The following is a 16,249-nucleotide window of genomic DNA, read 5'->3' as shown; positions in this document are numbered from 1 at the left end:
TTAGTTATATTATTTATTTTTATTATTTATTTACATTACTTATTTATATTATTTTTTCATACTATTCGCCTTAGCATAACAAGCATCCGTAGCCTTAATAACGGCATTTCGGAACCCATTTTCCTCAAGTGCTGCAACACCTGCTATGGTAGTACCCCCTGGAGAACATACTTGGTCTTTTAGTTTACCTGGATGTTCCCTGGTTTCTAAAACCATCTTTGCTGCACCTAATACGGTCTGGGAAACTAAATCATAGGCTTTATCTCTTGGTATTCCATACTTTACTACACTGTCTGCCAAAGCTTCTATAAACATATAAACATAAGCAGGTGAACTTCCGCTGGCACAGGCCACTGCATCCATTAGTTTTTCATCAAAGATCTCGTATCTGCCAAAGGAGCAGAAAAACCGGTCAATGATACTTTTTTCTTGTTCTGTAAATGTATCTTCTGAGAAACAGATACCGGTCATGCCCTCCCCTACCAAAGCAGGCGTATTAGGCATTGCCCGAACTACCCTTACAAAAGACCCCAGTGATTTCTTAATATTCTCAATAGGAAAACCTACTGCAATAGATATTACAATATGGTCTTTGGTTACATAATCCTTAATTTCATTAAAAACCTCTTCGTATTTTTGAGGTTTAACAGCAAGAATAATGTATTTACAAGAGGCTACAATGGAAGCATTATCAGATACACGGGAAACTCCGGTTTCCTTCTTTATTAATTCACGTCTTTCTGCACTTGCAGTTGTAAAGACAACGAAATCCGGTCCAAAAACATTCTTAACTCCCTGAAGCATTGGATAACCCATATTACCACAGCCAATAAATCCAAATTTGTCCATTATATTTCCTCCTGTAAATTATTATAGGCCTGCTTAGTTTTAAATAAGCAATCAAAAAATAATATTATTATATCATGAACAGAAAGCCTGTTCATGATCTTGGCACTCCACTCAGAATATTCAAGCAAGCTTGTATTTTCCTCATTCCGTTTTTATTATATCATAAACATAGAGAATGTTCATGATCTTAACACTACAATCGAGATTTGTTAACATTCCAAATATCTGATTCCCTTTGAGATCTGCATGGAGTTCCCGATCCATGTAGTTCATTGAGCTTCGATGTGATTCGGTCAAGAATACCATAATCTCACTTTAATTACTCACCATAATAATATTTTCTAACTAAAGAGCTTTCAATAATTTCTCGATACGATCCAATCCTTTTTCAATCTGCTCAATAGAAATTGCATAAGATAAACGGATATGATCGTCAAATCCAAAATCACCACAAGGTACTACAGCTACATTATAATCATCAATCAGAATTTCTGCAAGTCTTGCAGTGGTTTCGATTGTTTTACCTTTATACTCCTTCTTTAATACTTCAGTGGTATCTACAAACAGGTAGAAAGCCCCTAAAGGAGTGATTGCATCTACATAAGGCATTGCATCTATTCTTTTCATCATATATTCTCTTCTGTTGTTAAATTCCATGTTCATAATATGAACCGTCTCCTGAGGGCCATTTAAAGCTTCTGTGGCAGCCTTTTGTGCAATGGAGTTAGGATTAGAGGTCTGATGGCTTTGTATACTGCCCATCAATTTTGCTATTTCTTTGGAAGATCCGGTATATCCTATTCTCCATCCGGTCATGGAATAACTTTTAGATAATCCGCTGCAAGTAATGGTTCTCTTGTATATTTCTTCGTTTAAAGAACCAATGCTTATATGTTCATTGTCACCATATACCAGATATTCATATATTTCATCGGATATTACATAAATGTCTTTTTCAATAATTACGTTTGCTATAGATTCCAACTCTTCTTTTGTATAAATCATTCCTGTAGGGTTGCATGGGGAGTTTAATATAAAAGCTTTTGTTTTATCTGTACAGGCAGCTGCAATTTGCTCAGCTGTTACTTTATAGTTCTGAGATTTGTCAGCACGAATAATTACTGGTACACCATCTGCTAATTTTACGATTTCCGGATAGCTTAACCAAAAAGGTGCCGGTATAATCACTTCATCTCCGGGATTTAAAATTGCTTCAAATATATTAGTTAAAGAATGCTTTCCACCATTGCTTATTACAATCTGATCAGATGAATAATTTAATTTATTAAAAATCTTGAACTTCTTACAGATTGCCTCTTTTAATTCTATAGTACCTGAAGCAGGAGTATATTTGGTAAATCCATCATGAATTGCCTTTATGGCAGCTTCGTTAATATTATCAGGGGTGTTAAAGTCAGGTTCTCCTGCTCCAAAACCTACCACATCGATACCTTGTAATTTTAATTCTTTTGCTCTTGCAGTAATTGCAAGTGTTGAAGATGGCTTTACCGCCTGCGCTTTCTTTGATAATGTTAATGACATAGTTCTCCTCCTTAAATAGCCTATGGAATACGTTTCCTAATAATATTCTGATTCCCGGATAATAAAATATTCTCCATCATAAATCCATGAGAATTTCCATCTTTTGAAATTAATACTAATATATACTTGCATTTTATTATTGTATACAATAATACACCAAATTTTAATTTACATTCTATATGATTCTTTTTCATATTGCAAGCTAAAAATTATATTCTGATGCAATATTTATGCAAAAAATCAATCACTTTTTTATAATTATAAACACCAATTATAGTATCTATAATTAATAGTAATAACTGTATGAGTGAAGCTATAAAAAATCACACCAAAACCATCTCTTTCATCATATATTCTTACAATTTATCCATATTCCAATACCTGTTTAAGTTGAGATTTTTAAAGAATTATGTTATATTTTATACAAGAAGCATGCTGTGGGGAAGCAAAAACTATACTATATAACCATAAAATTTCATCTCATAGTATGATAGCTTTCAAGTTAAAACAAAGAATTCAAAGCAAGGCAAAAGAAATTCATACAATGAATTTCAAAAAAACACAAAGAAAGGATTAAATTGCAGCTGCCTTTTACTGGGATTTACATGGCAGTATTCCATGAAATCAAAATGGGACAGGCGCAATGGACAAAACAATGAGAACAACGTGGATTAAAAATGCAAAATGTATCGTGACCTGTGACGAAAATGACAATTTATACGAGAATGGTTACATTTATATTGAAAATGGGGAAATTAAAGAAATCGGTTCTTCAGATCCGGATAATCCTAAGGAATTTATTGCAGATGAAATAATCGATGCATCTAATATGATTATATATCCCGGCTTAATTAATACACATCATCATTTATATCAGTACTTTACAAGAAACCTTCCGCAAGTTCAAAACATGGAACTCTTTGATTGGCTTAAAACTTTATATGAAATATGGAAGAATATTGATGCCGATGTTATCAGGTACAGTTCTTTGCTTGGTATGGGTGAATTAATGAAACATGGCTGTACTACATGTTTTGACCATCATTATGTATTCCCAAATCAAGGCGGTTCACAGTTAATCGATGCTCAGTTTGAAGCAGCTTCCAATTTAGGCATCAGAATGTTCGCTTCCAGAGGCAGTATGGATCTAAGCAAAAAAGACGGTGGTCTACCTCCTGATTCTGTAGTACAGGATATCGATTCCATCTTAAAAGACAGTGAACGGCTTGTAAGCAAATACCATAATCCTAATAAAGGCTCTTTGAGACAAGTTGCATTGGCTCCATGTTCACCCTTTAGTGTCTCTTCTGACTTATTAAAGGAAAGTGCCATATTGGCAAGAAGCCTGGGTGTAAGATTACACACACATCTGACGGAAACAATTGATGAAGAAAAATATACTTTAGAAAGATATGGTGTCAGACCTTTAGAATACATGGAGAGGCTAGGTTGGATTGGCAATGATGTATGGTTTGCTCACGGCATACATTTTAACGAGGAAGAATTAAAACTATTAGCAGATACCGGTACGGGGGTTGCCCACTGTCCTATTTCTAATATGAAATTGTCCTCCGGCATTGCAAAGATTCCAAGAATGTTAGAACTTGGCGTTCCGGTTGGTTTGGCCGTTGACGGCAGTGCAAGTAACGATGCATCCAATCTCATGGAAGAAATAAGGGTGTCTTACCTGTTACACCGTTTGAATTCCAGTAAACAGGCTCCAAGTGGTTATGATATATTAAAGATTGCTACCAATGGCAGCGCAAAGATTCTTGGAAGAAATGATATTGGGCAGTTAGCAAAAGGTATGATGGCAGATTTATTCATGGTAGACAGTACAAAAGCTGAACTGGTAGGTGCAGATTATGATACAAAATCCATGCTTGCCACCATCGGAACAAAGGAACCTGTAGCTCTGACTATGGTTCAAGGTGAAGTTGTAGTAAGAGACGGAATACTTCAGAACATTGATGAAGAAAAGGTTGCTGCTGAGGGCAGAAAAGTTGTAAAAGAGTTATTAAGTAAATAGCCATATCCATATGTTGGAATATGATTTTAATATGTTTCCTCCTACAAAAAATACTCAATTAAGCCGTTTATTGAGAAAACATACCAAAAATCATATTCCAATATTATATAATTACTCAAACTTCGCACATAGACTTTAGCTATGCACCTTGACAATTCAATATCTGGCAGTTATTAAATTGTCAACGTTGAGTATTTATTCTACCTACAGCTGTAATCTCAACGTGGATGGATATTTTGCAGGAATGCCTACAGTTTTGCATTTTTTAGGAGTTTGAGCATTACATCTATCTCCTTGGTCATAGAAAGCTGTCGACGTTTATATCCAACTGTTCTTTTATCTAGAGAAATTGATTCATTGATCCGATTCTTTGCATTCTCAGTAGAAAAAAGAATACTGTTAACAGGAAGGAAGGTACTTCCATTAGACCATCCAAGTGTTAGCATACGTCTTGTTAAGAAGCTCTAAGTTGTCTATTTCCAAAATATAAACTATTATGAAAAATATGCAGTAATATATTGATATAGATTCTTGAGTTCAAACTTGTCATAAGGATATGCTATGGAACTTTGGTTTATAGTTTCTTCTTTTTCACCTATTTTTATATTAAATTCAATTATATAATTGTTCATATCTTCCATTACATTTTCATTAATATACTGTTTCCTAGAACAAAAAATAATCAAATCCGGTTCATATATAACATTAAGATGTTGGACAGCCTCATTTAGCAACATTTTTGAAGGGATATATTCTAATCCGTATAAATATGAATATTTTTGGTTGGATGCACAAATACACTGGTATCCTTCTTCTTGAAATAATTTTTGTAAATCACACGCTAAATCAATACCATTTTTATCATCACTAGCAATAAAAATGGTTGGGCACTCCTTTTCTTTTAAAGCGTATTCGAAACAATCTTCTTTTAAAATTCCCCAGTTATATTCATCCCATATTAAAATATCCTCCAATTCAACTAAAGATTCTCTCTCTATTTTTCCTGCTAACAAAATTCCTTTCCATTGTTTATGATACTCTTTTATAAAATTGATTACTTTCTTATTTTCATTTTCATCCGGAGATGGTATAAAAACAAAGCTTTTCCAAAATTCAATCTCATTTAATAAACTCTCAATCATTGTAAATTCTCGGAAACGCGAAAAAAAGAATCTCTTATTCAGCAGGCTTTCCCCACTTAAATTAAGAATATCGGCATCTTCTATAAAGTCAGGTCGAATAAACTGATGGTCTAATTTTTCTCCTGTTAATTCTCTATATAATAAGGGGACTGACACAGAATATGGTTCATGACTTACTAAAATATTATGAATGGCGGCTGTTACAGTTGGAGCAGCATAGCTATTAGAAATATCTGTTTTAAACACATTACCCAGTGAGTCTATCAACATATGCTTTGACGATGCCGATAAAAGAATTCCTTTTTCAGAATAACATGTATTAAAGGCAAATCCCTTCAGCTTCTTATCTGCAATCACTCCTATAACACCGCTAAGACATGCCGGTATAGTATAACTTCCTTTATTATTACCAGCCGCTACTATAACCTGCCCCTGCATAAGCATTCTTGCAATTACAGGTCGAATCATTAAAGAATCGTTTAGTTGTTCTGTACCAATACTCATATGAATAAGCTGAATTCTTTTCTCCAAACACCAGTTGAGGGCAACAAAAAGGCGTTCACAATTTGTCTTTAATTCTGTATTTTGAAATACCGATATACTAATAAACTCTGCTTTTGGAGCATATTTTTCAATAATATGTGCACATATTGTTCCATGCTGTGTAAAAATATGCTTTTCAGAATCCCATTCCCTTATCTTATTATTATTATCGACAAACAGATTATATTTAATATTATGATATAAAAGCTTTGATTTATCTATTCCATCATCAATAATTGCAATCAGCACATAATACCTCCGTCTTCTTCATCCATACGAAATTTTTCCTGCTGATATCTATATAGTTCAGCATATTGTTTATTATTTTTTAATAACTGCCTCTGATTTCCATCCTCCACTATCTTTCCTTTTTCTAATACAATAATTCGATCAGCAAGTGAAATATTAGAAAGCCTGTGGGATGTAAAAATCGTCAATTTCCCATCTGTTATTGTTTTTAAGTTCTCAAAAATATCATGCTCTGCCTTAGGATCAAGGTTTGAAGATGGCTCGTCCAGAATCAACGCTGTATTTCTTCGGTAAATCGTTCTGGCAAGTGCTAACTTCTGATGCTGCCCACCGGACAATTCTACTCCATCTTCATCAAAAATACGAGTCAAGCTACTGGAAAGTCCTTTTGGGGCTTTTTCTAAAATATCTTCACTACAGTTTTCTTTTAATACATTCAGTACAAGGTTACCTTCACCTTTACGCTTAATATCACTAATTGTTATATTTTCAGATAAGCTAAGGCAATAATTACCCATCTCTTGAAAATATACACTAAAGTTAGCTCGAAGACTTTCCAAACGATATTCTTTTAAATCAATTCCATTAATCTTTATCGTTCCAATCTTCGGATCATACATTCGCAAAATCAACTTAATAAGAGTTGTTTTTCCTGAACCATTAATTCCTACAAATGCTGTCTTCTCGTCTTTTGAAAGACAAAAGCTTAAATCTTCCAATACCCATTTATTTGTATTTGGATAAGCAAAACTCACATGCTGGAATTCAATAGTATCAACCTTTTCTAACTCAAGTTTACCATGATCTAATACATGATTTTCAAACTCAAAGATACTTTTTAGATTGATAATTCTTAATTTATTATCGTAAATATTGGTAAAAGAAAGTGACAATCTTGAAAATGAAGATAAAAATTGTACGATTAGTCCAGTATACAGTGAATAGTCTCCCACAGTGGATGTTCCGTTGAAAATTTTAAATCCAATACTTATTCCTATTGCCATGGATACTATTTCAGGAAGACATTCCCAAAGTATGGCAGCTGCTGTACGTTTTCGTGCAACCTTTCTTTGTTCTCCAAATACTTCTTTCCACAGCGAATAGTGCTTTTCTTTTAAAAATCCACCAATGTTAAATAAACGAACATCTTGTGCAAATCGTTTATCCAATGCAATTCCTTGAAAATATCCTTTTCTTCGTTCGTTTTTTAGCTGTTCCATGCTTAAACGATAAATGGATTTGGTATATTTCATAGACATAGCTGTACTGGGAATTGCGGCTATGGTTAATAGAATCCCAAAAAATGGATTTGCCAACCATAGCACTGCGAATATTCCGATAAATGATATCGAGGCGCTTAAAAATAGCAAGGCATTCCACATAATATGTACCATGGAAAAAGAATCACGTGCTGCTGCCTGTAACTTATCATAATACACCGTATTATCAAAATGTTCTAAATCTGCCTTTACAGAACAATCCATAATCATAATAGAAAGCTTTTCATTTAAAATATTATCATGCATAGATTGCATATACTGCTCTAAGGAGCCTCCTCCTCTTTGCAGGAATCCAATAATAAATATACCAGCCATTAAAGATAAAAATACAATATTCTTATCCTGTACAATGAAAACTCCCGTAAGTAAATTGATTAAATACTTTCCTAAAAAGGCATTGGCAATTCCTAAAACGGGTAATACTATCCCACAGATAATTCTAAACGTTGTATAATATTTCGAGGCGTTCCAGGATAATTTCATACAATAAAATAATGCACCCATGTATTCTATAACATGATTCCTAATTGCTTTTATCTTTATCATCGAAACACTCCTATTTTATATTGTGAGTATTCCATCCTGCATCCTCCACACCCGATCGGATATACTCGCCACTTCCTGGTCATGTGTTACCACAATCACACAATATCCTTCTTCATGGGCAAATTTTTTTAGTATATCTAATATATGGAGCGTGTTTTCACGGTCTAAATTACCGGTGGGTTCATCCGCCAGCAGTACTTTTGCTCCTGTTGCTAAAGCACGAGCAATAGCAACACGCTGTTGCTCCCCTCCTGATAACTTTGATGGAAAACGTTTGTGCTTTTCTTCTGTAATTCCTAACATCAGTAAAAGTTTACCTGCTCTTTCTCTCGCTTCTTTCTTAGGTATACCATTATTCTCCATTGGATAGCTTACATTTTCTAATATTGTAAGTAGAGGAAATAACTGAAAGGATTGAAAAATCATAGCTACACGCTCCCTGCGGTATGCATCTAAATCAAGCGTTGTCAGATCATCCCCATTAATATATACTTTTCCCTCTGAAGGACGATCCAATCCGGCAAGGATAGATAGTAGTGTTGTCTTTCCACTTCCTGATGGTCCTACAATTGCACATAACTTTCCCCCCTGAAAATCACAGGAAATTCCCTTTAATACTTTCTGTTTACTATTTTTATACTGATAGCATACTTCACTAAGTTTTAATTCTGCCATGATAACACTATTCCTCCTATTCCTTTACCTGAAGCAATTCCAGAGGTATTTTATTAGTTACAAAAATACTTCCCAAAATAGAACCTAACGTACATCCTGTTACATATAATAAAATGTTCATCTGTATATTAGGTGAAATTCCACCTTGCAACATTGCAATTAATATAGCACCTAATATCATACCTGTTAAATAGATAATCCCTTGCTCTACTGTAAAAAGAATTCTAACTTTTCTCTTAGCTCCCCCTAATATTCTCATAATGGCTGCTTCCTTTGCACGAAATGATATTATTAGAAAGTTGAGAACTCCTCCAATCAAAGTAAACACAATCACTGCTATAGGATATATTATCTTTAAAAAGGAAAGATTTCGTTCCATTGGCTCTATTACTTGCTGTAGCTCCGCATCCCATATCATAAGCTTTGGCTCAATAGATCCAAATTTAGCACTGGATACCATTTCTTTAAGTTCTTTTTCCTTTTGGATTAATTCCTTATTTTTAGCCGGATTAAACTTAAATTTTGTTACTACATAAAAAAAATTATTACCCATTAATTGCTGCATATGATATTCCGACATGATAATCGTGTCACTTAAAACTGCATTTGAAAGCTCCCCTTCATAGCTTCCTATGATACGACATGGGGTATATTCTTCTTTTATTATTAAATAAACAATATCGCCCCATCTCTTTCCCAATTTCTTCATAAATCTTTCGGGCACAATAGCTTCTACTGCATCGCTTTCACTCTCCATAAATACTTTTTCATCATACCCTTTCATAAATTCCACAGTAATACCTGCTCCTGTTTCTATAAAAAAACGGTTCCATTCATTAAAAGATACTACTGCAACTCCGGGAATGAAAGCATCCCTGTCATAAGTTTTATGGGGATTAAAACCTGTTAATGCATTAACTTGAGCTGTTTTCTCCAAATAACTTTCATTTATTAATCCGGTATCTTGTAAATTATTCACTACTTTGGGATTAATGAATCCTCCCCCTTTGCTAAAATCTAATCTACCTTCATTAAGAATTTCACCTTTTATTACGATGGAATTATATAATTGATCTATTTCTACCTTATTCTTCTCTATAGCTATATCAAACCAACTATAGGTGGTTATGAATCCAAGTGTAATAATAAACATTAAGAGAATTTTACCATAAGATCGAAACATATGGCGATATAAATACTCTATGGAAGTGGTAAGTTTATATATTCTAGAAGCATTCGTCTTTCCTATCGACTCTACCATAAATTCCTTGTAAGAGTCTGAAAAGTAAAAAATTTCTTCTGCCTTTTCATCAGTTTTAATACTTGGATCAGGTTGTAAATCCACTTTTTCACGATTTATTTGTCTCATATTTTTTCTTCCTATATTTAACTTCTGTCCTTGCAACAAATCAAAAACCGATTGATTTGCTATATAGCAACTACCTAAGAATATTAATATGACAAACAGAGAAAATAACAGAAGCATAAGCAGCAACCAGAAAATTCGAAGAGAAGAATTATATTCTATAACTCCTGGCATTACAAAATCCTTGAATAAATCTTTCGCTTCCTTTAGAGTTTTATACCGTGCTACTATCCCACCTATAATAATCCCTGGAAAACCTATCCATATGCCAGCTACTCCTACTTGATATATTGCTAACCTTCTAGATATCCCCATTGCTCGAGCCACCGCAAATTCTCTGCGGCGCTGACTAAGATAAAAGAATGCAACAATCACCATAACAGGTAAAAATGTAGCTGAAAAAATCGCTACACTCATTTGAGTAGATTTTTTCAATGCCTTTGATGCAATTCCAAAATCATCTGCATCATTATCTATAAAGGAAAGGGTTATTCCCATACCTTCTAATTTACTTTTGTTCTCTATCAGAAATGCCTGCAGGTCTTTTGCTGATTTTAAAACAAAACTATAAGTGCTTGAATCTATCATTTCTCTCGTTTGAAGTAGAAAGTTCTCCGGAATACAAGAATCCGGAACAAAGATTCGATTGCCTCTTGCAGTAGATTGATCTAGATATACCGAATCATATATTCCTACGATTTCAAATTCTTTTTCTACCGTTTTATAGTTTTTCCAATTATCCCATATTTCTGGAAATAGTGGGATAATATACCCGTTATAACCTCCACCCATATCTCTCAATTCTATATTAATCTTATCACCAAGGGAAAGTCCTCTCCATTCAGCAAAAAAGCTATGAACTACGCATACATTTTTCTTATTAAGATCATCTTCTCTGTCCAGCCATCTTCCATCTACAAGATAATAAGTTCTAGAACTTTCCTGAAAAGGAGGCATTAAACTCATATCCTTTGTTCCATAAACTTCCACAGACCTCTGATTTTGGTCTACTATTTCTAAATGCTCTTTTAAGCCTGCTAATTTCCTGTTACTATAATCTACTGTATCACCCTCTTTAACGGGATAGAAGTATAAATTATCATCCGTAAGTTTATCCAATAAAAACCATTTTCCTACTTTCCCCTCTATAATCTGCCCCGAACGATTCATCGATTGAGGAGAGTTTTCATCATAGTATGCCCGTACCAAATACTGCTCTCCAACTATAAGTGAGTCATATTCCTCCTTTAATTCCCCCTCTGTTTCAGGCTGATATTTTACATGAATGAGATTATCCTCTGGCATATAATCGGGATAACCCACTTCCATTTTATTAATTTTAAAAACAAAATGATATTGTCCGCTTCCAACCACAACATACTTCTTTTCCTGCAAAACTCCATAGAAAACTATGTCAGATACATAACTTTCTAGTTTTATTTCTTCTGCTTTTGCTCTATTAAAACTATTACTTACATCTGCATTATATAATCCTTGTAATATACCTTGAGGTATCCTTCCTATATCTTCAAATTCTATGTAAGGACTGCGGGATACCAATTCCCTGCCACGTGTTACATCATTATTTTCTGATTTCAACGTTCCTATAGGTCTATAATACTTCTCCAGTTGGTTTGTCATCTGTAATACAATTACATATTCAATTACATGGGATGTTATCCCATAGGTGATAGCGCCCATTAGCAACAACATGAGTAAGGAGCGAAATGGCTTTCTTAACACCGCCTTCAAAAAAGGATTTCTTCTCATCATCTACTCCCCCTTTTCTTTTTTTATTTTTTAAAAGAGAAAATAAAATAGAATTACTTTTAAAAGTTTGTGATACACCATTGATGCATCACAAACTATAAAAAACATCTATTTCACACACTTAACTGCAACCACTATGTAGCTATTTTAAAGAACAAAAAAATACTAAACAGAATACATCATATTTTCTGAATTATATTGAGCTTGGTAAGAACTCTCCCCAATTTTCGCGACTATTTTGTCGGCTTCATAACTAGAAATCGTCGACTTAGGATAATCTGTACTACAATTGCAAACGGCTGTACAAGAACAAGTACATGCTGCATACCAGCACATACATGCATATGCTTCTACAGAGTTTAAATTACTTCTCTTCTTTAATTTTTTCATTGCTCTACCTCCTGGTCTACTATAAATTTTTTTACAATAAAATTTATGTGTGAAACAGAGTCTCTTATCATCAATATCTCTTTACCTCTCTGGATATTTCTTAAATACCCTCCATAATATTAGTAATTTTTCTTATAGTGCTATATCCATAATCATCCATGTCTTCACTTTTCACACACATACCATAGCTCTTTTCAAGCTCAAACAGCAAATATACCATTTCAATGTCTGAAAAGTAAAATGGCTCCTCTGTCAAAGGTTTATCCCAATTCTTCTGTATTAAGATATCATGAGGTAGATGAAATTTTTGGTGTAATACTTCAACAACTCGATTATTTATAGTTATCTCTTTCATTCTTTAATCCTCCTCTATAAATATTGTATCAACATTCATTTTCGAACAAATTATTATACACCTCATCAATTCCATTCATAACTACGCTATAGACCGGAATTTGATACTGTCTTCCTTCTTTAAAAAGTTGTTGCCGAACAAATTTTAGATTACAATATACAATTGAAATATCAAACTTTTGCTTTAAATCTTGCATATCTATTAAAATATTACTTGCATGAACTGATGTAATAGATACTCCTAATGTTGCCTCAAATTTCTTGCTAATTGCATCCAAAAACTCACCCACAGCTAATTCAAATGGCACACAGCAAATAAAACGCTCTGGAGCAACTGCCTGACAAAGCATGTAAGTTCGTATTCCAAATCCATTCACTGCATAGTCATTATACTTTAACACTGCGTCTGGAGCTTCCATTAATATTACCTCCGGTCTTTTCTCCTTAAGCAGGCTGTTCATATAGCGATTGATTTCATTAATTTTTTGTGCCTCTGAATGGTCAGTGCAATTCCATATATGATTTAGATTATAGAAACCGAATAATTCTCCCATAGGATGTTTTGTTATTACTAAAGCATTCGTGTTCTCCATCTTCAACTTTACTGCAAGTTTTAACAATACCTCAAAATTATCTGCTTCTTCCAGTAATCCTCCTACTAATATAACGGGAACTTCCATATCATAAAATTTGTGTTCTTCATTATGAGCATGATTTTTATATGTTATGTAAGGTTTTATTTCAATCTTATCTGAATATAACTTAGACAACTTATTTATTTTGTTATCTCCTTCTTCTGATGCACTGAAGAAAATAACCTGCTTGCCATACAATATTGCAGCCTCAGCAATATCCACATAGGAATAATCTATTTTCTCTTTTATCATAATCGGTTCAAATAAAATTAGTGTTGTCCATTCTTTGCCTTCAAAATTAAATTCTTCTGTTACGACAAAACCAACATCAGGATGATTACATACATAACCGGCATCATGTCCTGTTAACCCAAACCCGCTAGGAGATATCAACCGCTTTATTACAAAAGACTCTTGAAGTTTATTAAAAGTCTTTACTATCGGTAATATTTCCGCACAAAAAGGATATATTGCTACTGGAATACTCATACTATATCCTCTCCTTTCTGAACTCTATATCTCATCTGTGGCAAATAGTCAACATTGATTTCTTTCAATAATAAGTAGAGCATAAGCTTATGATAGGCATTTCCTTTAGATTCTGAACAATATGATAACTTAACTGCCGCATCTAATGTGCCTTGTCCCGAATCCGCTTTTTTACAACATAACATACAATAACGAAAACACCAACATTCCTTACATGCATCAGACGTTAATGCACCAACATTTAATAATTGTTTTGCATTGTCGATATTAAACCCTGAATCTAAGGTTCCTAAGCACATTGCTTTTGAATTTTCGCTAACTCGTTCACATGGGAAAAGCAGCCCTTCTACATTGCAAAATAATCTCATCTGCCCTGCAATACATGGTCCGGAAGGGGTATCCACTTCAAATAATCTGGATGTTTCAACTTCAAATCGGCGTTCAATTTCAGAATTAATCGATGCTAACGCAATAGGAGATACCTTTTCCTTTTCATAACGTCCCAAATAAGATAATATTGCAAGAAATCCTTCATATCGAGATTTCCATCTATATATATCCGAGGATACTGTTTTTTCTCCATCATAACCTTTGTCAACAATGGATGGTAGTATATTTAATTTATCTACATCATTTTTCCCCAAACATATACTATTAATACAATCAAAATCATTTTGAGGATCTATTACCATACTAATTGATAGTTTTTTGGCATATTCCGGTGCTATTTCTCTCATTAATTCAATTTTCTTCATCACTGTATCATATGTCCCTGTCCCATTTACAAAAACCCTATTCATATCGTTTATCTCTTTTGGTCCATCAAGGCTAATCATCAGTGATATTTCTTCCTCTTGCAAATAAAGAATCTTCTCTTCATCTAATAATGTTCCATTAGTTGTCATGTTAAATGTCAGCTTCTTCCCTTTAAAAAGCTTCTTACTATATTCTATCACCTGTTTAATTAAAGGCATCTGCAATAAAGGCTCACCGCCATAGAATCCTACATTTATGGAACTACTGTCAACAGAGTGCTCCCATAAAAAATTTAAAGCAGCCTTTGCCGTTTCCCAACTCATATTTTTCGATGAGTGTGATCGTTGCATAATACTGTGTTCTTCAGAATAGATACAATATTTACATCTTAAATTACAATTTTGTGTTACTTGGAGAATTATTCTTGACAATTTACGCTCCAAAAACTCTTCAAGATAATCTGTAATAGCATGTTTTACTTTCTTTACATTGCTTTTCTCAGAAAGATATCCTGCTTTTTTTAAATCCAATATTTCTTCTGGAGGCATTGTTTTTACTTCTTCTCCATTCAAAATCTGAGCTAAATATTGATAAGAAGCAAAGCTGAGTTCAAGAAATTCATCCTTATTTACATCTAGACAATAGTAATGATTAGGTGTACTGAAAAGTTTTACAAACATTTTGACTATAACATCCTTTCTCAACGTAATTATATTACATACTTTTACAGCCAGATATGATGTGTCATAAAAATGACAATAGGTAATTTGCTGGAAACATTGTAAAAATAATTAAGGATGATTCTACAGTATGAGATGTTATTACATAGGTGATGGCATCAATTAGCAACAATATTAAGTCATAAAGAAATTAAACAGGATACATCATATTTTCTGAACTGTAATGTTTTGGGGAAGAACTATGCTCTATTATCTGCCTTACTCTCTCTATTTCATAATTAGAAAGCATCGCCTTATGATACTGTGTTTACAATTACAAGTGGCTATACAAGAACAAGTACATGATTCATACCAACACATGCAAGCGTATGCTTATACAGAGTTTAAACTATTTCTCTTTTTTAATTTATTCATCCTTTTACCTCTTAATCTAACAACTTTTTTAATAATTTTATGTAACCCTTTCTAAAGGGGACTACTCATTCCGTATAAAACTATCAAAGACTAATGTTGAGTTTAGATTATAATTAGATGTTACCGCAAAAGCAAACTGAATAATAAAGCCTTTCCTCCTCCGTTTTCGCCTACCAACGCAACTTTCGGACTTTGCAAAGTACGGCTTCAATATGTTTCGCAGGATTCGTTCCAATCGAAAAACGCTTCATTTTGATGCTTAGAGGTTTTTTACCTACTTCATATATCTTTAAAGTAATGATTACCAGCTTCAATGGCACGATTAATCAAGATTCCGAGACATTATAGTTTAAAGTTAATTTAAAGTACCAATGTTTCAATAGTCCAAAATCTTGATTATTTTTAATATGTCTACAATATACTCATTCTTGCAATGAAATCATCTTTTATAATTTGGTTAATTCTTACATGTAAATATTACCATTTTAGGTTAGCATTGTCAACCTGTTAAATCTTATCAAAATGCTCTAAATCTGCTTT

At 33.5% G+C, this 16,249-nt stretch carries 11 protein-coding genes and 1 pseudogene; 1 reads left to right on the top strand and 11 read right to left on the bottom strand.

Annotation, left to right across the window (positions count from 1 at the left end):
• Positions 1-48 precede the first annotated feature (48 nt).
• Together proC and BM183_RS00190 are read right to left on the bottom strand one after the other, a co-directional pair.
• Complete coding sequence (gene proC / locus BM183_RS00195) at positions 49-849, bottom strand: pyrroline-5-carboxylate reductase (protein ID WP_091683403.1); 801 nt, start codon at positions 847-849, stop codon at positions 49-51.
• A gap of 345 nt (positions 850-1,194) precedes the next feature.
• Complete coding sequence (locus BM183_RS00190; protein ID WP_091683401.1) at positions 1,195-2,391, bottom strand: pyridoxal phosphate-dependent aminotransferase; 1,197 nt, start codon at positions 2,389-2,391, stop codon at positions 1,195-1,197.
• Positions 2,392-3,034: 643 nt separating this feature from the next.
• Here BM183_RS00190 and BM183_RS00185 point away from each other — a divergent pair.
• On the top strand, positions 3,035-4,420 hold the full coding sequence (locus BM183_RS00185; RefSeq protein ID WP_091683398.1) for an 8-oxoguanine deaminase: 1,386 nt from the start codon (positions 3,035-3,037) through the stop codon (positions 4,418-4,420).
• A 231-nt stretch (positions 4,421-4,651) separates the two neighbouring features.
• Here the strand turns inward: BM183_RS00185 and BM183_RS21590 are convergent.
• From BM183_RS21590 to BM183_RS00140, 9 genes and pseudogenes are all read right to left on the bottom strand, one after another.
• Positions 4,652-4,869, bottom strand: a pseudogene (locus tag BM183_RS21590) (IS4 family transposase); the annotation flags it as partial.
• A gap of 45 nt (positions 4,870-4,914) precedes the next feature.
• Positions 4,915-6,354, bottom strand: coding sequence for a S8 family serine peptidase (locus BM183_RS00175; protein ID WP_091683396.1), 1,440 nt, complete (start codon positions 6,352-6,354; stop codon positions 4,915-4,917).
• Positions 6,348-8,180 (bottom strand): ABC transporter ATP-binding protein, encoded by a 1,833-nt coding sequence (locus tag BM183_RS00170; RefSeq protein WP_091683394.1) that lies wholly within the window; start codon positions 8,178-8,180, stop codon positions 6,348-6,350. The genes BM183_RS00175 and BM183_RS00170 overlap by 7 nt, the downstream gene beginning before the upstream one ends.
• 15 nt (positions 8,181-8,195) lie before the next feature.
• Positions 8,196-8,855: an ABC transporter ATP-binding protein gene (locus BM183_RS00165; RefSeq protein ID WP_091683392.1), complete on the bottom strand. Its 660-nt coding sequence runs from the start codon at positions 8,853-8,855 to the stop codon at positions 8,196-8,198.
• 16 nt (positions 8,856-8,871) lie between these two features.
• Positions 8,872-11,994 (bottom strand): ABC transporter permease family protein, encoded by a 3,123-nt coding sequence (locus tag BM183_RS00160; RefSeq protein ID WP_139221456.1) that lies wholly within the window; start codon positions 11,992-11,994, stop codon positions 8,872-8,874.
• A 162-nt stretch (positions 11,995-12,156) separates the two neighbouring features.
• Positions 12,157-12,381, bottom strand: a complete 225-nt coding sequence (locus BM183_RS00155) for a hypothetical protein (protein WP_091683389.1) — start codon at positions 12,379-12,381, stop codon at positions 12,157-12,159.
• 100 nt (positions 12,382-12,481) lie between these two features.
• On the bottom strand, positions 12,482-12,736 hold the full coding sequence (locus tag BM183_RS00150) for a hypothetical protein (protein WP_091683387.1): 255 nt from the start codon (positions 12,734-12,736) through the stop codon (positions 12,482-12,484).
• Positions 12,737-12,764: 28 nt separating this feature from the next.
• A complete protein-coding gene (locus tag BM183_RS00145) occupies positions 12,765-13,859 on the bottom strand; it encodes a hypothetical protein (RefSeq protein ID WP_091683385.1) in 1,095 nt (364 codons plus the stop codon).
• The gene (locus BM183_RS00140) at positions 13,856-15,295 is read right to left on the bottom strand and encodes a radical SAM protein (protein WP_091683383.1); all 1,440 of its coding nucleotides are present in this window, start codon (positions 15,293-15,295) and stop codon (positions 13,856-13,858) included. Before BM183_RS00140 ends, BM183_RS00145 begins: the two co-directional genes overlap by 4 nt.
• Positions 15,296-16,249: the final 954 nt, after the last annotated feature.

Source organism: Anaerocolumna aminovalerica, assembly GCF_900115365.1.
Classification (GTDB): Bacteria; Bacillota; Clostridia; order Lachnospirales; family Lachnospiraceae; genus Anaerocolumna; species Anaerocolumna aminovalerica.
The sequence above is the reverse complement of the archived record's forward strand: the minus strand, read 5'-3'. Positions and strand labels throughout refer to the sequence as shown.